17 protein-coding genes are annotated in these 15,651 nt (G+C 62.6%); 5 read left to right on the forward strand and 12 right to left on the reverse strand.

The features are described from left to right. Window positions 1-2: 2 nt before the first annotated feature. The 5 genes from G9U53_RS16415 to G9U53_RS16435 all read right to left on the reverse strand — a co-directional run bounded on the left by G9U53_RS16415 (window position 3) and on the right by G9U53_RS16435 (window position 4,956). The gene (locus G9U53_RS16415) at window positions 3-653 is read right to left on the reverse strand and encodes an NUDIX hydrolase (protein WP_020909123.1); all 651 of its coding nucleotides are present in this window, start codon (window positions 651-653) and stop codon (window positions 3-5) included. After that, window positions 650-1,936, reverse strand: coding sequence for an adenylosuccinate synthetase (locus G9U53_RS16420; protein WP_081558867.1), 1,287 nt, complete (start codon window positions 1,934-1,936; stop codon window positions 650-652). Before G9U53_RS16420 ends, G9U53_RS16415 begins: the two co-directional genes overlap by 4 nt. A gap of 12 nt (window positions 1,937-1,948) precedes the next feature. Continuing rightward, window positions 1,949-2,935 (reverse strand): hypothetical protein, encoded by a 987-nt coding sequence (locus tag G9U53_RS16425; RefSeq protein ID WP_030537005.1) that lies wholly within the window; start codon window positions 2,933-2,935, stop codon window positions 1,949-1,951. A gap of 5 nt (window positions 2,936-2,940) precedes the next feature. After that, window positions 2,941-3,972 (reverse strand): hypothetical protein, encoded by a 1,032-nt coding sequence (locus G9U53_RS16430; protein ID WP_081558426.1) that lies wholly within the window; start codon window positions 3,970-3,972, stop codon window positions 2,941-2,943. A gap of 84 nt (window positions 3,973-4,056) precedes the next feature. After that, window positions 4,057-4,956, reverse strand: a complete 900-nt coding sequence (locus tag G9U53_RS16435) for a LysR family transcriptional regulator (protein WP_065455831.1) — start codon at window positions 4,954-4,956, stop codon at window positions 4,057-4,059. A gap of 188 nt (window positions 4,957-5,144) precedes the next feature. Here G9U53_RS16435 and G9U53_RS16440 point away from each other — a divergent pair, with 188 nt between their 5' ends. Continuing rightward, the gene (locus G9U53_RS16440; protein WP_007732640.1) at window positions 5,145-5,783 is read left to right on the forward strand and encodes a hypothetical protein; all 639 of its coding nucleotides are present in this window, start codon (window positions 5,145-5,147) and stop codon (window positions 5,781-5,783) included. After that, window positions 5,780-6,556: an SDR family NAD(P)-dependent oxidoreductase gene (locus G9U53_RS16445; protein ID WP_165638919.1), complete on the forward strand. Its 777-nt coding sequence runs from the start codon at window positions 5,780-5,782 to the stop codon at window positions 6,554-6,556. The genes G9U53_RS16440 and G9U53_RS16445 overlap by 4 nt, the downstream gene beginning before the upstream one ends. Window positions 6,557-6,571: 15 nt before the next feature. Here the strand turns inward: G9U53_RS16445 and G9U53_RS16450 are convergent, their stop codons facing one another. Further along, window positions 6,572-7,333 carry an SDR family oxidoreductase gene (locus G9U53_RS16450; RefSeq protein WP_081558427.1) on the reverse strand — a complete coding sequence of 254 codons (762 nt, stop codon included), beginning with the start codon at window positions 7,331-7,333 and terminating at the stop codon, window positions 6,572-6,574. 199 nt (window positions 7,334-7,532) lie between these two features. On the opposite strand from G9U53_RS16450, the gene G9U53_RS16455 reads away from it, so the two are divergent. Continuing rightward, on the forward strand, window positions 7,533-8,309 hold the full coding sequence (locus G9U53_RS16455) for an SDR family oxidoreductase (protein WP_003940546.1): 777 nt from the start codon (window positions 7,533-7,535) through the stop codon (window positions 8,307-8,309). A 110-nt stretch (window positions 8,310-8,419) separates the two neighbouring features. Here G9U53_RS16455 and G9U53_RS16460 read toward each other — a convergent pair whose 3' ends face one another. The 6 genes from G9U53_RS16460 to G9U53_RS16485 are packed head-to-tail and all read right to left on the reverse strand — an operon-like array spanning window position 8,420 to window position 14,082. Next, window positions 8,420-9,241, reverse strand: coding sequence for a MaoC/PaaZ C-terminal domain-containing protein (locus G9U53_RS16460; protein WP_165638920.1), 822 nt, complete (start codon window positions 9,239-9,241; stop codon window positions 8,420-8,422). A 12-nt stretch (window positions 9,242-9,253) separates the two neighbouring features. Continuing rightward, window positions 9,254-10,432: a lipid-transfer protein gene (locus G9U53_RS16465; protein WP_003940050.1), complete on the reverse strand. Its 1,179-nt coding sequence runs from the start codon at window positions 10,430-10,432 to the stop codon at window positions 9,254-9,256. Further along, entirely contained in the window at window positions 10,432-10,860 is a 429-nt protein-coding gene (locus G9U53_RS16470) for a MaoC family dehydratase (RefSeq protein WP_003940399.1), read from the reverse strand. The genes G9U53_RS16465 and G9U53_RS16470 overlap by 1 nt, the downstream gene beginning before the upstream one ends. After that, window positions 10,857-11,972 (reverse strand): acyl-CoA dehydrogenase family protein, encoded by a 1,116-nt coding sequence (locus tag G9U53_RS16475; RefSeq protein ID WP_030537002.1) that lies wholly within the window; start codon window positions 11,970-11,972, stop codon window positions 10,857-10,859. The genes G9U53_RS16470 and G9U53_RS16475 overlap by 4 nt, the downstream gene beginning before the upstream one ends. Continuing rightward, window positions 11,972-12,919 (reverse strand): MaoC family dehydratase N-terminal domain-containing protein, encoded by a 948-nt coding sequence (locus G9U53_RS16480; RefSeq protein WP_042448383.1) that lies wholly within the window; start codon window positions 12,917-12,919, stop codon window positions 11,972-11,974. The genes G9U53_RS16475 and G9U53_RS16480 overlap by 1 nt, the downstream gene beginning before the upstream one ends. Next, window positions 12,916-14,082: an acyl-CoA dehydrogenase family protein gene (locus tag G9U53_RS16485; RefSeq protein ID WP_003940442.1), complete on the reverse strand. Its 1,167-nt coding sequence runs from the start codon at window positions 14,080-14,082 to the stop codon at window positions 12,916-12,918. The genes G9U53_RS16480 and G9U53_RS16485 overlap by 4 nt, the downstream gene beginning before the upstream one ends. Before the next feature lie 130 nt (window positions 14,083-14,212). On the opposite strand from G9U53_RS16485, the gene G9U53_RS16490 reads away from it, so the two are divergent. Continuing rightward, complete coding sequence (locus G9U53_RS16490; protein ID WP_030537000.1) at window positions 14,213-14,671, forward strand: nuclear transport factor 2 family protein; 459 nt, start codon at window positions 14,213-14,215, stop codon at window positions 14,669-14,671. A gap of 114 nt (window positions 14,672-14,785) precedes the next feature. Then, a complete protein-coding gene (locus G9U53_RS16495) occupies window positions 14,786-15,643 on the forward strand; it encodes a MetQ/NlpA family ABC transporter substrate-binding protein (RefSeq protein WP_003940478.1) in 858 nt (285 codons plus the stop codon). The last annotated feature ends 8 nt before the right edge of the window (window positions 15,644-15,651 follow it).

The raw sequence follows: 15,651 nt of genomic DNA on the forward strand, positions 1-15,651 counted from the left end.
GGTCAGCTGTTTTCGGTCCACGCCCAGACCACCGCGGGTCGCCCGGTGGCACTGACCCGGACTCGTTCGTCCGTACGTTCCAGCCCTGGCAACGCTTTGAGCGTCCGGTTCAAATTGCCCGGGTCCGGACGCACACCGGAAAGCTCCTCCGCCACGGCCAGCGCGTACGACGCCGGAAACGACGGACCCAGTAGTGCCCGCGTGAATGCCTGATCTCGCCACAACAGGGTGTCAGCAAGGATCGGGCGGGTATCGGCGACTATCCGATTGTGGTCGAACGCAAGGTCCCCCGGGTTGTCCCAGCTCACCCATTCGGCCGAACCCGGCACCTCGTCCGACGAGATCACTGCCCACATGGTCACCGAGAGCGTCGGACCGCGGGGGTCTCGATTGGGTTCGTCGAACACGGTCAATTGACCGCTGACGAGGATCTTCTCGTCGGGAATTCCGAGCTTGGTGGTCACGGCTCGCCTGGCGGCGTCCTGCAACCGCTCACCGGCGCCCAGCAGTACACCGGGCAGCGCCAACTGCCCGGTGTACGGCTCCGCTTGCCGCGGAGTGACGGCAAATCGCAACATCCCGGGTTCCGGATTGCCGAACCGGAGCGCGATGACATCGATCGAGACAAGTGACTGGTCCACACCGTCCATCATGCAGGCACTGGGCAGCGCACCTGACGATCGACCCGGTCGGCACCGTTCGCGGTCAGCACTACCGGCGCACCCATTTCCTCGCTCAGATACCGGGCGAAATCCTCCGGGTCGGCCGGAAGTTCCTTCGGCACGACCCCTACGGCTTTCAGGGAATCTGTCAGCGCCTGCTGGTGATCGAGATCCTTCCACTCTCCGACGGGAACGAACGGCAATCCTTCGTACGCGTGCACCCCGTGGATCGGGATGCCTGCAGCCCGCGCGCGATCCATCGCATCGAGATGAGTAAGCGCCAAACCGTCGACGCCACCGCTCACCTCGATTGCGTAGTGCAACAACAACTCGTCGAAGTGGCCCGTCCGGAATCCGCCTTGATACTCACCCGTCCCGTTGTGCAGCTCGGGCAACACCTTCGCCAACTCCGGATCCTCCGTCGGGAAGGGCCCAGCTCCGTGTCGTGTCATGTAGGTGCGGGTGACGCCGAGTACGTAACTGTCCCGGCCCAACTCGTCGATCATTGCTCGCGCGTTGGACGGCTCGACCGTCGACCACGTGGTGTGTGGGTGAAACCCCCGCCACTCGTCGAGAAGGACACCTTGTGCCCCCTCGAATACCAGACGACCACCGGCACCCAACGCGCCCAGCGCATCCGGGTCGGCGATGTCCACGACGGCACCGAATTCCGCGTACATGTCGACCATGTCGTCGATCGGCGGAAAACCGTGGCGACTCTCCGCGATCAACGGTCCGTAGAATGTGACCAACGCCGACAACTTACGACGCAAGGAGTCAGGTCGCCGGCAGTCTCCCACCGTAGGCGCATTCGCAACTTCGAGCGCGTACGCCGCGGTCTCACCGATCCCCTTGCCACACGAGCCGTGTCGGTTACCGCCGCGAGCATCCTCACGGGCCCTGTTGGCGGCCACGTGAATCGGCGTCGTCAACAATGCGCGCGCGTCGATCCGTATCAAATCGAACGGATTTCGAACTCCGAGCGCTTCCAGAGCACGCGCCTCCCGGGCGAGCGCGATGGGCTCGACCAACACGAATCTCGAGAGAAACGTCGGGACGCCGGACAGCGTTCCCGAACCGAACTGCGAAAACGTGTGGTGGCGCTCGCCGACCGTCACGTTGTGCGCTGCCTGTGCCCCACCGTTGAAGCGGACCACTGCGGCCACACCCAAATCGGCTTGGTCGGAGCAAAGCCAATCGACGGTTGCTCCCTTCCCCGCATCTCCGAACCCGAGGTCTACGACGACGATATCGCGGTCTTCGAACGGCTCCATCATGCTCTCCTTCTATGCGAAATCGACATCGTCCGTATCGGTTCCGAGATCGTGGGGCAACCCGGCCACCGTCGCGGTGCTGCGCCCTGGAATTAGAGCGAGAGCCTTGCCGACGGTCTCGGCTTCAGCTCTTGAACCGATGTCGCGGAGATCCGCCAGTCCGTCACGCAGGTCGATGCGGTCCTCGCCGATTCCGACCGTCAGCGCGATCAGTTCGCACACCGCAGCGGGGTCGTCGAGTTTGACGAAGCGTTCACCGAGCAACTTCTTCCAGTGATCCGCGATTTCCGGATCGTTGAAGTACGACGACTGATCTGGCAGAACGAAGTAGACATTCCATCTTTCTTCGAGTTCACGGTAGATCGACGAGACCGATACGTCCTGACGTACCTTGTCCCCGATCACCGAACGGATGTGACGAGCCGAGAGCCGCGGCTTGTTCAGCTCGTCGCCGATGATGAAGAGGTAGCCTTTCCTTCCGCGCTTCTCCCAGGCATCCGTACTGGTGTGGCGCGCCATGAAATATGCTGCCAATTCATAGCTTTCCGACTTCTGTCCGCCACCGTTGCCCTCGAGGAAGATCGTCCGAAGCTGCTCGTCCATCGCGTTACCCGACTCGAACTGACCGACTTGTAGTGGCACCTGATCGGAATCGGCGTCGCCGATACCACCGAACAGAATCTGCGGATCATCCGCGTATCCCTTGCGTTGCAGCAGCCCGTGCAGCTTTCCGAGCTTGTCCTGCATGATTCGCGGAACAGCGCCCATCGAGCCGGTGACATCGAAAAGCACTGCTATCGGGAGAGAATCGGGGTGCCCGGCCGAGTCTCGGCATTCACGCTTGTCGACGCCGAAGGGGTCGAGGGTCGGGTCCGCTTTCCAACTGCTTCGCGGACGCGACCGAAGCGAATCGGTGTAACCGAAATCGTCGACACCGCGTGCGGCACGAAAAGTCTTGCCCGCCAAATAGGTGTTGTCGTCCCAGTATCCGTAGCCCATGACAATCACTGTCCTTTCGTGGATGGAACGGCGAACGGACGAAATGTCCGCTGGCCATAGAGAAGATCGAGGAGTTCGTCGAACTCACCCAGTAGGTCGACCGCGTCGGGACGCAATCTCGGGTTGTCCTGCATGCAGCCGTCGGCAAACACCTTCATCCGTTCGTGGGTCTGCTCGCCCAGCATTCGGAGCATCAAATGATGAGCCATGTAGACGTCCCAGGCCGGAGACGCTCCTTCGCCGAGTTCCGGTGGGTACGAATCACGATCGGAACCGATCGTCGCCACCGGGCGGCTGCCCGTACGGGTGCCAAAGGACCAGCCGACCAGCACCACCCCGTGCCGATCAGGCTCGATCAGCACGTTCTCCGCGGTAATCGCGGTGTGCACCCAACCAGTCGCATGTGCTGCTGCCAGAGCCCGAAGTAGCCGTCGGTGCATCCACGCCCAGTCCCGTGGATCGAGGCCACCCGGATACGCCTCACGGACGTCGGCGAGACTCACAAAACCTTCGGTCAGATCGTCCAGCACATCGATCTGACGTCTCGTGCCGCTGCCCACATGGGTGATTCGATCGATCAATCGCGGGAAGTACGAGACTGCCCAACCGGCTTCGCACGAATTCTCGATGTCCGTCAGCACATTCCGTTCGGCCTCGATCATCGAGTTCGCCCGAGGGTTTCGCGGAATCTTGAGTACGACACCGGCATCGGACCGGTACAGGTTAGCGACCGAGCCGCGCTCTACCAGTCCACCCAACATGTACTCGCCCCGCTCGCCGACATAAACGGGTCGAGAATCTGCCGGCTCGAACTCCACTGTCCAACTGCGGTAAAGCTCGTTCAATCGAGATGTTGCGGCCGAGTATCGCACCCGATCTTCGGGCTTCGCCCGGTCCGGATGAATGGCTGAGGCGAGCCGATGAAAACGACGCTTTGCAGCGCGGCGGGAGTCGAGATCACTGGGGACTCCCCCGAACACATCAGCCGAAACCTTTGCCGTCTCGACCGTTTCGAGTGCAGTGTGCGTCGTTTTCATGGTTTTAGTCTAAGCGACTAAAACGAAAACGGCAAGAATGCGTATTTCATCCGAGTACATGCGCATCACATCAGGACACAGCAATCACCTGTCGGCACCGAGGGCTGAAACAGCTTTGCGTAGCTCGATCACTGCCGGACTGCTGTCGCCCTCACGGGTACACAGATCGATCGAACACTGCTCGATATCGGAAATGCGCACGAAACTGATATCCGAGCGGGTGTAGTACTCGGCAATGGTTGCTGCCGTTATCACCACCGCCCGACCGTTGGCGACAACCTCGAGCGCTTCGTCCATCGTGCGGACAGAGGGACCGTACCGGACGGGTACACCACTGGGGCGCGGGTCCACCGACCACCATTTCACCCATTCGGGTGGCGCACCGTCACTCGAAACCTGCACAGTCCCATCTATTTCAGAAATCTCGATGCTCGTACGGCCCGCCAGTCGGTGCCCTCGAGGCAGGGCCACCACCCGCGGTTCGACGCCGATCCGTTCGAGCACCACACCGTCGAGCACCGGCAGTGGAGGGCGCACGAAGGCGGCATCGACGGTCGCGCTCGCCACCGCGGAAACCTGTTGGGACCAGTCCAATTGGACCAGCTCCACCTCCGCATGCAACGAATCGATCACCGCACGTCCCAAACTTCCGGCCGCCCCGTTGATGAATCCGATCCGCAACCGCCTGGCCCGCCGACGCTCGAGTGCGTCGAGCCCGTTCATCGCGCGGACGGCGAACTCGAGAGCGGGCCGTGCATCCGCGACGAACACCTCACCCGCGGCGGTGAGCACCACCGGGTGCGAACTGCGATCGATCAACTCGACTCCCACCTGCTCCTCGAGTCGACGAATCTGCTGACTGAGAGCAGGCGCCGTGACGAACAACCGGTCTGCCGCTCGTCCGAAGTGCCCTTCCGCCACGACGACGAGCAACGAGGACACCAACCGCAGATTCAGATCTTCACCTCTTCTCGCCTTTTTCATTACCGTCCATTCGGTTGTCTTAGGCCGCCGTTCGCCAGCAAAGTGATGACCATCACGGTATCTGAACAGCGGAGTTAAGCAAACCGGCAATTGTCGAACGAAGTTCTACATGTACAGCGAATGCCACGTCAGGTCACAGTTGTCGCAGATCCGGACAGCCCGCCGAATCCGCGAAACCAGGAGATGTGATGAGCAAGTACGAGCACGAATTCGTCCACATGATGGATGGCGTCGAAAAGCAATTGGAAACCATCGACAATCCGCGGCACCAGAAGATCCTCCGAAACTACCGGCGCCACGCATTGCTCGAGGTCTCCGGTCGTTACAAGGAAATCCTCTCGCCCGACATGACCGTCGAAGAACCCGTCTACCGGTTGTTCGAAGACGGGCAGTCGATTGTCCTCGACGGCATGGACGCCGTCACCAACTTCTACCAGTCACTCGCCGAGACGGACACCCTTGTCATGTGGACCGGACAGTCCGACTTCGCGGTCTCCGACAGCGGATTCTCGGGTGAGACTCTCTTCAGTCAATTCGTCCCAGGATCGATTCTGGGAGACGGGGTGTTCGGCGCGGTGCACGAATCGGGTGGATCCACCCCCGCAGCCCCCGAACAGTCGTCGGACATCGACCCCGACGGTTGGTATCTCGTGCGTCGGACCTTGGCATTTGTCTGGCCGTACGACGAGCAGGGGCGACTCATCGGTGAGCATGTCTACGAAGATTCTGCTTCGAAAGTCGTGACCAAGGTGGACCCGAGCGAGGTCATCACTGCGGCGCGCGCAGCCGAACTGCTTGCCCCACTGCTCGAAACGCACCTGCCGTGAGCGCGCCCGTAGCCATTGTCACCGGCGCAGCTGCCGGGTTGGGCGCCGCTATTGCCGAGCGCCTTGCGGAGGACTTCGGCACCCTGCTTCTCCTCGACATCGAAGAGGCCGCACTCGCCGACACCGCAGCACGCCTGGAAAGCCTTGGCGTAGCAGTCCACACGGCACGATGCGATGTTCGACGTGAAGGTGACGTCAAGAACGCCTTCGACGTGGCTGCATCGGCCGGAAGCCCGACTGCACTCGTCAACGGCGCCGGAATCGGCGTCTTCACTCCGTTCCTCGAGATCACCGAAGACCAGTGGGACAACACCTTTGCGGTGAACACCAAGGGCAGCTTCCTGATGTGCCGCGAATTCGTGAGCAGAACCGAGGGTCCGGCATCGATCGTCAACATCGCGTCGATCGGTGCCCGCTTGGGCGGTGACATGCTCGCGCACTACGGACCGTCGAAGGCCGCCGTGATCGAGATGAGTCACAGCGTCGCCCGAATCGGTGCGACTCGAGGACTTCGCTCGAATACGGTCATGCCCGGCCTGATCCTCACCGACATGTGGCTTCGAACCATCAAGGAACTGCGTCGACGCGATCCCTCGCTCACAGATGTTTCCGATGCTGACGTCTTCGATTCTTTTGTCGCACAGATGGTTCCGATGGGTCGAGCTCAGACGCCCGGAGACATCGCCGAGATGGTCGCCTTCTTGCTCAGTGACAAGGCTCGCAACGTCACCGGCCAGACGATTGCCGTCGACGGCGGCGCCGTGATGACCTGATCGGGTCGATGGCGGTCAGCCCCAGCGCGACTGGCCGCCGTCGAGCGGGATCGTGGCACCCGTGAGGTACCCGGCGTCTTCGCTGACGAGGAAGACGACGGCACGACCGATGTCGGTCTCGGGGTCTCCGACGCGTCCCAGCGGAATACCTGCGACAAATGCCGCTGCCTCTTCGGGATTCTTTTCCATCCACCACTGCAACGCGGGAGTCTTGGCGTGCGGGGCAACATTGAGAACGCGAATGTTGTCCTTGCCCCATTCGCAGGCGGCAGCGCGGGTCAACGAGCGCATGCCTTCTTTGATGGAACCGTAAGCGCCGTAGTTACTGGCATCCCAGCGCACCGCCGCCGAGGTGACCATGTTGATGATGACGCCACCGCCACGACTGTTCATGTGGGGGTACGACGCCTGCATCATGCGCAGGGTGGCGAGCGGCCCCGTCGCGAAGGAACGCTCGAAGTCTTCGTCGAGCACGCTCAAGAGTGGGCCGGGCTTGCAGTCGTTGGCGTTGTTGACCAGGATGTCGATTCCGCCGAACAGTTCGACGGTACGGTCCACGGCGTCGGTGATGTCGTCCTTCTTGCTGACGTCGCAGACCACCGCCTCACCGCGCGCACCGATGTCAGCCAGTAGTCCGCACGTGGTGTGCAACTTGGATTCGGTGCGGCCGGCAACGGCGATCACGGCGCCCTCTTTGGCCAAGGCCAGGGCAATCCCCTGCCCGATTCCCTGACCCGCACCGGTGATGAGTGCGACTTTGCCTTCGAGCTTGCCCATGTGACTACTCCAATGTCCGTCGACGCAGAGGTCCCTTTTGCGGGAGGGACCGGTCGATTCTGGTGACTGCCGCTGTTTGTCGTCTACACTCGACCTACAAAACAACCAAGCACTTGCTTGACCCTAAGGTGTGCGACCACGTCGCGTCAATCACATTGGGCGGCAATTCAGCTCGGCACCGCACCAGGAAGGCTCCACCGTGACACTGCCCAACCCCGTCGATTTCAGCGGACGCTCGGTGATCGTCACCGGCGGCACCAAAGGCATCGGCTACGTCATCGCCGAAACCTTCCTCGCCGCGGGTGCGAACGTGCTGGTCTGTGGCCGTAACGAGCCCGAAAACCTACCCACCGCCGACGGTCGTAGCGCAGCCTTTCGCGCCACGGACGTCCGCGATCCCGCCGACGCCGCAGCCCTCGTCCAGGATGCCGTCGAGCGCTTCGGCCGTCTGGACGTCCTGGTCAACAACGCCGGCGGCTCCCCCGACGCCGACGCTGCGACGGTGTCACCCCGCTTCGTCGAGAAGATCGTGGCCCTGAACCTGTTGGCACCCTTCAACGTTGCCCAGGCCGCAAATGCAGTGATGCAGACTCAGGACGACGGCGGTGCCATCATCAACATCGGCAGTGTCTCGGCGATCGATCCGCAGCCCGGAACCGCGGCGTACAGCGCAGCCAAGGCAGGCCTCCTCGTTCTGACCAAGGCATTGGCCCTCGAATGGGCGCCGAAGGTCCGGATCAACCACATCACCACCGGCCTGATCCGTACCGAGGCTGCCGCCGAGGTCTACGGCGCCGACGGCGGCGCTGCGGTCACCAGGACCATTCCGATGGAGCGCATGGCCGTGCCGGCCGATATCGCCAACTCCTGCCTGTTCCTGGCGAGCCCGCTCTCCTCGTACGTGAACGGCGCCGACATCGCCGTTCACGGCGGCGGTGAGTACCCGGCTCGCTACATGGCGACCCACCAGGATTGAAACAAATACGAAGCAGCCCCTGAGCGGATTCGCTCGGGGGCTGCTTCTTCGTGTGAACAACTGCGGGGCGCGACGAGGGGTCAAGCACCCCGCAGTTGAGTCTGGAGGGACTAGCGAGCGGAGAAGCTCACTCGTGCACCGGAAATCGCTACCTGATCACCCTTGGTGACCTGGAAGTCCAGGTCGTCGGGAGTTCCCCACGCAACGATGGACGGCGCTTCACCCGGATGGATTGCCGCAGCGAATCGACCCTCGAGGCTCACGAGGTCCGCCGGATGCACTCCGGCGACCCGGGCAAGCTCGAGCGTGCTCGCGGCCAACGTGCACAGGCCGTGCATGATCGGACGCGGCTGGTTGATCCGCGCCGCAGCCTCGGGATCGATGTGGATGTGGTGCTTGTCGCCCAGGAGCCGGTACATCGCCGTTTGGTTCTCCGCTGTGGTCAGCACACCGGTCAACGAAGGCTCGCCGGTCGGCTCCGCCGGACGTGAGGGTCCACGTTCTCCGCCGAATCCACCGGCACCGGGGGCAAAAAGTGACCAGGTCGCGACGAAGTATTCGCACTCCACCTTCACTTCGAACACGGCCGCTGCGCCCTTGTCCCACACCTCGCCGACCGAAGCCTTCAAGGTCACGTCACCGCTACGCGGAAGCGGAGCAAGCACTTTCAGCTCTTGCGAGCCGTGCAACGCCGTCGAGGTGTCGAAGGCGCCCGCCGAACCCAGAGCGTCGGGAGCCCACTGCGCCAGCGTCAGAGCAAAGGTCGGCAGTACCCGAAGCTGATCCTCGAAGACGAGGTCCAGCTCGGTCGCCTTGGCGCCCACGGCAAGTGCGTACAGGATTGCGTCGCGCTCGGTGTACGACACGGTGCGGGTCCCGAGATCGGCTCCACGCCAATCGCCGGCGGTCTTCGCAGCTTCCGAAGTTGTCACTGTCTTTTCCTCTCAAACAGCGCCGAGAACGAGACCGCTGGTGGGTACTGCTGTTCCGGCTGTGACCAATACGTTTTCGACGCCCTCGGGCTGGTTGGTCGACGTGCCTCGCACCAGTCGCACACCTTCGGCAATTCCGTTGACACCGTGCAGGTACGCCTCGCCGACCTGACCACCGTGAGTGTTGGACGGCAGGCGTCCACCGATCTCGAGGTTGCCTTCGCGGATGAAGTCCTTTGCTTCGCCTGGCTTGCAGAAGCCCAGTTCTTCGAGCTGGGGAAGCACCAACGGAGTGAAGTGGTCGTACAGAATCGCGGCGTTGATGTCGTCAGGGGTCAGGCCGCTCTGGCCGTACAACTGACGAGCAACCAGGCCCATCTCCGGGATACCGGAGATGTCGGGCCGGTAGTAGCTGGTCATCATGTGCTGATCCTTGCTACTGCCCTGAGCGGCGCCCTTGATGACGACGGGCTTGTTGGCCAGATCCTTTGCGCGCTCGGCAGAGACGATGACCAATGCCTGGCCACCGTCGGTTTCCTGGCAGCAGTCGAGCAGGTGCAGCGGCTCGGCGATCCAGCGCGAGTTCTGGTGGTCCTCGAGCGTGATCGGACGCTCGTAGAACCAAGCGGCCGGGTTGTTGGCGGCATGCTTGCGCGCCACCACTGCAACTCGTCCGAAGTCCTCACTCGTCGCACCGTACTGGTGCATGTAGCGGCGGGCGAACATGGCGACCCACTGAGCGGGAGTCGACAATCCCTGCGGAGTCATCCACGCATATGCCGCGCGATCCGCGGTGCTGTCCATGGGGCGATCGTGCTGCCCTAGGCCGTAGCGCACACCGGAGCGCTCGTTGAAGGCGCGGTAACAAACCACGACGTCGGCAACACCCGTCGCAACTGCCATGGCCGCCTGCTGCACGGTGGCACACGCAGCGCCGCCACCGTAGTGAATGCGCGAGAAGAACTTCAGCTCGCCGAGACCACAGTTGCGAGCCACGATCGCTTCGCCGTTCGTCTCCGACGTGTAGGTGGACAGACCGTCGACCTCGGACGGATCGATACCGGCGTCAGCGAGTGCCGCGACGATGGCCTCACACGCCAACTGCAGTTCGGTGCGGCCGGAGTTCTTGGAGAACTCGGTGGATCCGATGCCGACGATGGCGGCGGCTCCCGAGAGTGGGCTGATCGCCATCAGGGCCTCTCCTCTTCCTTGAAAGCGACTGCGACGGTGCCGGATGCATGGTTGCCGAGGCTGTTTGCACCCTGCACCTTGACCACGACCACTCCGTCTTCCTTGGACACGACCTCACCGGTCATCGTCATGGTGTCACCCGGGTAGTTGGGCGCCCCGAGACGAATGGCGATGCGGCGCAGGGTCGATGCAGATCCGGCCCAGTCCGTGACGTATCGACCGACAAGACCGTTGCTCGTGAGGATGTTCATGAAGACATCCTTCGAGCCACGCTCCTGCGCCAGGCTCGGATCGTGGTGCACGTCCTGAAAATCGCGAGTGGCGATTGCCGTGGCGACGATCAACGTGCGGGTCAGCGGGATCGCCAACTCGGGCAATGCCTCTCCGACAACGACGTCTGCGTAACTGCGACCGGCAAGTACGGTCATGCGAGCACCTCCACACCGGATGCGAGCTGCGCACCCAGACGCGCTAGATCGGAGCTGGAACCACCGAGGGTGGCAGCAATCTGCTTGCCCCACAACAGGTGACGGTGAACCGGGTAGTCGGTGTCGACGCCCATGCCGCCGTGAACATGCGTGGTGCGATGCACGACGCGCTGTCCGCCGTCGGTAGCCCACCACTTGGCGACCAGTACCGAGGTGCCGAGATCAAGTCCCTCGGAGATGCGCCAGGCGGCCTGCCACAGTGTCACGCGCATCGCTTCGAGATCGATGTAGCAGTCAGCGAGTTGATGATTGACGGCCTGGAAGGTCGCCAGCGGACGGCCGAACTGCTTGCGGCCGTTCAGGTACGTGACGGCCTGCGCGACTGCACCCGACCCGACGCCCCATTGGATTGCGGCCAATGCCAGCTGAACGCGGTCGATCAGCCACGGAACCGTGGTGCCGTCAGCCGCACCGATCAGCTGCGCGGGGGCACCGGCAAAGGTGACGTTGGCACAGATCTCCCAACTGGTGGACTGCGTCTGTTCGAGCGTCACTCCCTCGGCACTCAGGTCGACCAGCAGCAGTGCCGTACCAGTGGAAGCGGTTGCCGAAACGAGAGCAAGGTTCGCGACGTGAGTCATCGGCACTACTGCCTTCTCACCCGTCAGAGTCCAGTTGCCGTCGGCGTCCTGCTCAGCCGTGGTCAGTGGGTCGCCGCCAGTGTACGGACCGAACTCTTCGAGACCGACGGTCAGGAATCGACTGCCGTCGGCAACTCCCGGAAGGAGTTCGGCGCGAAGGGAATCAGAGCCGAATTCGTTGACAGCCAATGCTGCAAGGGTCGTTTCCCAGATCGGCACGGCCGCAACGTGACGTCCCTGCTGTTCGAGCAGTGCGTACAGCTCGGACAAGCCGAGGCCACCGCCGCCGAACTCCTCCGGCAGGGCGATACCGAGCAACCCGGTGCTCGCGAGTTCGCGCCACAGTTCACGGTCGACGCGCTCGGCGGAGAGTTCGATCTCCTTGGTGCGCTCGATCGTTGCCTTGCTGGTGAAGACCTCGTCGGCCAGTGCGCGAATTGCTTCCTGCTCTTCGCTGAAATTGAAGTCCATCAGTGCTCCTCGCGTACGGCCGGCCGGAACGCGGGAAGCGTCAGATCCGGGTCGGCGTCGATCCAGTCAAGTTCCACGGGCATGTCGACCACGACATCTTCGGGCGCGATACCCACCATGTTGGCGATCAATCGGGTTCCCTCTTCGAGTTCGATTACCGCAACGATGAGCGGGTAGTCGAACGCGTCGATCTTGGGGTGGTGATTGACCACGAAGCTGTACACCGTGCCACGACCCGACGCGTCGATCGTGTCCCACTCGAGTGACCGGCACTCCCCGCACATCGGGCCGGTGGGATGACGCAGCGTCTTGCAGGACGTGCAGCGCTGGATCACCAGACGGTGCTCCTTGGCTGCTTCGAACCAGAAAGCGTTGTCCGCGTTGAGAGCCGGACGCGGACGCAGTGCACGAGGAGCTTCGGGCGCAGCAGATTCCTGAGGTTTGAACCGCAGCGTCCGCCACCGCTGGGTGCCGACAACCTGATCGTCACCGTTGCGGTAGGTCTTGAGCGTCGTGACGAAGTGTCCGACACCGAGGCCGGTCTTCTTCTCCGGCGAAATCGACTCGATGACCTCGGTGTAGTTAACGCGATCGCCTGGGCGCAGTTCGGCGAAGAACTCCTGATCGGAATCGGTGGCCACGACAGAGCTGTAGCCGGCTGCGTCGAGGGTGGCGATCAGATCGGTCCACACCTGCGACGGGTCGTTGCCCGCCATCTTGTCGGTAAAGGTCCGCATGATCCAGACCTGAAGCATCTGAGCGGGAGCGACGACGCCGTCACGGCCGGTGGCGCGGGCAGCGTCGTCGTCGAGGTAGACGGGGTTGGTATCGCCCATGGTCTCGGCCCAATGCCGGATCATGGGGATGTTGACCTCGTCTGGCCCCCAGGTGGTGGGAACAAGCGTCTGGCCGACAAAAGCGTCGAGTTGCGCCGAAATGTCGCTCACTTGACCCTCTTTTCGCGAACGAGTCCCAAGCCGATGGTGCCGACCATGTCACGCAGAACTTCGTTGACGCCGCCGCCGAAGGTGTTCACGACACCCTGACGCGAGATCTGCTCGATCTGACCGGCAAGCAGAGCGCCCGGAGACTCGGGGCGGATGCGACCGGCGGAGCCGAGAATTCCGAGCAGGGTGCGGTAGACGTCGACGTGAGTCTCGGTCCCGTACGTCTTGGTGGCACCGGCGTCGGCTCCGGAGAGCGTGTCCTGTGCGACGGCTGCCGTCATCTTCCAGTTCAGCAGTCGCATGGCCTCGAGCTTGGCGTGTGTGCGAGCGAAGTCCTGTTGCACCCACGGGATGTCGATGGCGCCGTTTTCCTTGGCCCAGTCCAGGACCAGGTTCCACAGACCGTACGTGCGACCACCGATGGCCGCCAGGCCGATTCGCTCGTGGTTGAGCTGAGCCGTGATGAGCTGCCAGCCGCCGTTGACCTCGCCCACAACGTCCTTCGACGGAACTCGAATGCCGGAGTAGTACGTGGACGTCACCATCAAGCCGCCGACGGTGTTGATCGGTGACCACTCGAAGCCTGCGTCCTCGGTGGGGACGATCAGGATCGAGATTCCCTTGTGCTTGGGGGCATCCGCGTCGGTGCGGCAGGCCAGCCACACGTAGTCGGCAGTGTTGGCGCCACTGGTGAAAATCTTGTTGCCGTCGACGATCCACTCGTCACCGTCGAGAACCGCACGAGTCTTGAGTGACGCGAGGTCGGTGCCGGCCTCGGGCTCGGTGTACCCGATTGCGAAGACGATGTCGCCGGCCAGGATGCCGGGCAGGAAACGTTCCTTCTGTTCTTCGGTGCCGTACTTCATCAACGTCGGTCCGACGGTATTGACCGTCACGAAGGGGAACGGCAGACCTGCGCGCTGAACCTCGTCGAAGAACACGAACTGCTCTTCGATGGAGCGTCCCTGTCCACCGAATTCCTTGGGCCAGCCGATACCGAGCCAACCGTCCTTGCCCAGCAACTTCACGATCTCGCGGAAGTACTCGCCACCCACACCTTGCTCGCCGGCCGCGCGACGCTTCTCTTCCGGCAGCAGCGCCGCGAAGTACGCGCGCAACTCCTTGCGGAGCTCCTGCTGCTCGGGCGATTCCCTCAGATCCATCGCTGTTTCTCCTATGGCATTCATGGCTGGCAACTCTTGGCCTGGACGCTAACCAGATGCCCAGGTGGGCGCTGTGAGTGTCTCGATGAGCGGGAAGCCGAAACATGAGCGGCGTCACATAGGGTGAGATATGCGCATGGACTCCTCGGATCGCGTCGCTCTCACCGACTTGGCCGCCAGGTACGCACAGGCCGTCGACCGCCGAAACACCACTGCACTTGCGGCTCTCTTCACTGACGACGTGGCATTCGTCTTGCCGCCGGCACTGAACGGAACGGGTGCGCCGACGGAGATACGTGGGAACTCCGTCGTCAGCAGTTCGGTGGTCGATGCCGTCTCACATCTGCACTCGACCCGGCACATCGTCGAGCAGCAGATCCTCGACCTCGACGGCCCCACCACCGCACACGGTGAGGCTTACTGCTCCGCTCACCACATCTATCCGCGGGGCGAGGGCCACCGGGACAACCGGATCGAGATTCGTTACCAGGACAGCTTCGAAAAGATCGACGGCACCTGGCTGTTCTCGCGTCGCGAACTGGTAGTCGATTTTGCCGAGGACGTTCCGGTCATCCTGCTCGGACAATAGGTACATGAAAAAATCGCGGTGATTCTGTATCTCCTCACGGGAGGTTTACCGGGCTAGCGTTCAGCAACTGTCACGCCATCTCGGCGTGCGTTCGGCTATGTCTTGGAGATTCACATGTCACGCTCGCGCACCAGAAGATTCCTCGCTGCCTTCGCAGTGGCCGCCGTCGCAGTCGGAACCGTAGCCGCGTGCTCGAGCGACAACTCCTCCGACGAGAACGCACCTCTTCGCATCGTCGCTTCTTCGGTTCCGCACGCCGAGATCCTGAAGTTCGTCGAAGAAAAGGGCCTGCTCGGTGACACCAAGATCGAGGTCAGCGAGATCACCGGCGATCTCGACGCCAACGAGGTGCTCGAAGCCGGAGACACCGACGCCAACTTCTTCCAGCACGTGCCGTACCAGGAATCGTGGTCGAAGGAAAAGGGTGTCGACGACCTGGTCGCCGTGGCGAAGGTCCACGTCGAGCCCCTCGGTGCATATTCCAAGAAGGTCACCAACGTGGCCGACCTGCGCCAGGGCGCAACGGTCGCTTTATCCAACAACGTGACGAACTTCGCCCGTGGGCTGTACCTGCTGCAGCAGGCCGGTTTGATCAAGCTCGATCAGCAGTTGGGCGCCCCCGGCACCGACATCACGCAGATCAGCGAGAAGAACATCATCGACAACCCCAAGGGACTCACGTTCACCCAGGTCGATCCCCCGCAGCTGCCGCGCACGCTCGACGACGGAAATGTCGATCTCGCAATCATCAACGGCAACTACGCAATCGAAGGTGGCCTCAACCCGGCCAAGGACGCCCTGGTGCTCGAGAAGGCCGAGGGCAACCCGTACGCCAATGTCCTGACCGTACGCACCTCGCTCGAAAACGATGCGCGAGTACAGAAGTTGGCCGAGGCATTGACGTCCGCCGACGTCGCGACGTTCATCGAGCAGACCTATCAGGGCTCGGTCATTCCGGCCAGCGCTACCTGATCGAGACC

The organism is Rhodococcus sp. D-46, from assembly GCF_011290655.1.
GTDB classification, from domain to species: domain Bacteria; phylum Actinomycetota; class Actinomycetes; order Mycobacteriales; family Mycobacteriaceae; genus Rhodococcus_F; species Rhodococcus_F qingshengii.

Coding starts and splice junctions, on each gene's coding strand:
- G9U53_RS16415 (WP_020909123.1), bottom strand. CDS start 653: ATGATGGACGGTGTGGACCAGTCACTTGTCTCGATCGATGTCATCGCG.
- G9U53_RS16420 (WP_081558867.1), bottom strand. CDS start 1,936: ATGGAGCCGTTCGAAGACCGCGATATCGTCGTCGTAGACCTCGGGTTC.
- G9U53_RS16425 (WP_030537005.1), bottom strand. CDS start 2,935: ATGGGCTACGGATACTGGGACGACAACACCTATTTGGCGGGCAAGACT.
- G9U53_RS16430 (WP_081558426.1), bottom strand. CDS start 3,972: ATGAAAACGACGCACACTGCACTCGAAACGGTCGAGACGGCAAAGGTT.
- G9U53_RS16435 (WP_065455831.1), bottom strand. CDS start 4,956: ATGAAAAAGGCGAGAAGAGGTGAAGATCTGAATCTGCGGTTGGTGTCC.
- G9U53_RS16440 (WP_007732640.1), top strand. CDS start 5,145: ATGAGCAAGTACGAGCACGAATTCGTCCACATGATGGATGGCGTCGAA.
- G9U53_RS16450 (WP_081558427.1), bottom strand. CDS start 7,333: ATGGGCAAGCTCGAAGGCAAAGTCGCACTCATCACCGGTGCGGGTCAG.
- G9U53_RS16465 (WP_003940050.1), bottom strand. CDS start 10,432: ATGGCGATCAGCCCACTCTCGGGAGCCGCCGCCATCGTCGGCATCGGA.
- G9U53_RS16470 (WP_003940399.1), bottom strand. CDS start 10,860: ATGACCGTACTTGCCGGTCGCAGTTACGCAGACGTCGTTGTCGGAGAG.
- G9U53_RS16475 (WP_030537002.1), bottom strand. CDS start 11,972: ATGGACTTCAATTTCAGCGAAGAGCAGGAAGCAATTCGCGCACTGGCC.
- G9U53_RS16485 (WP_003940442.1), bottom strand. CDS start 14,082: ATGGATCTGAGGGAATCGCCCGAGCAGCAGGAGCTCCGCAAGGAGTTG.
- G9U53_RS16490 (WP_030537000.1), top strand. CDS start 14,213: ATGCGCATGGACTCCTCGGATCGCGTCGCTCTCACCGACTTGGCCGCC.
- G9U53_RS16495 (WP_003940478.1), top strand. CDS start 14,786: ATGTCACGCTCGCGCACCAGAAGATTCCTCGCTGCCTTCGCAGTGGCC.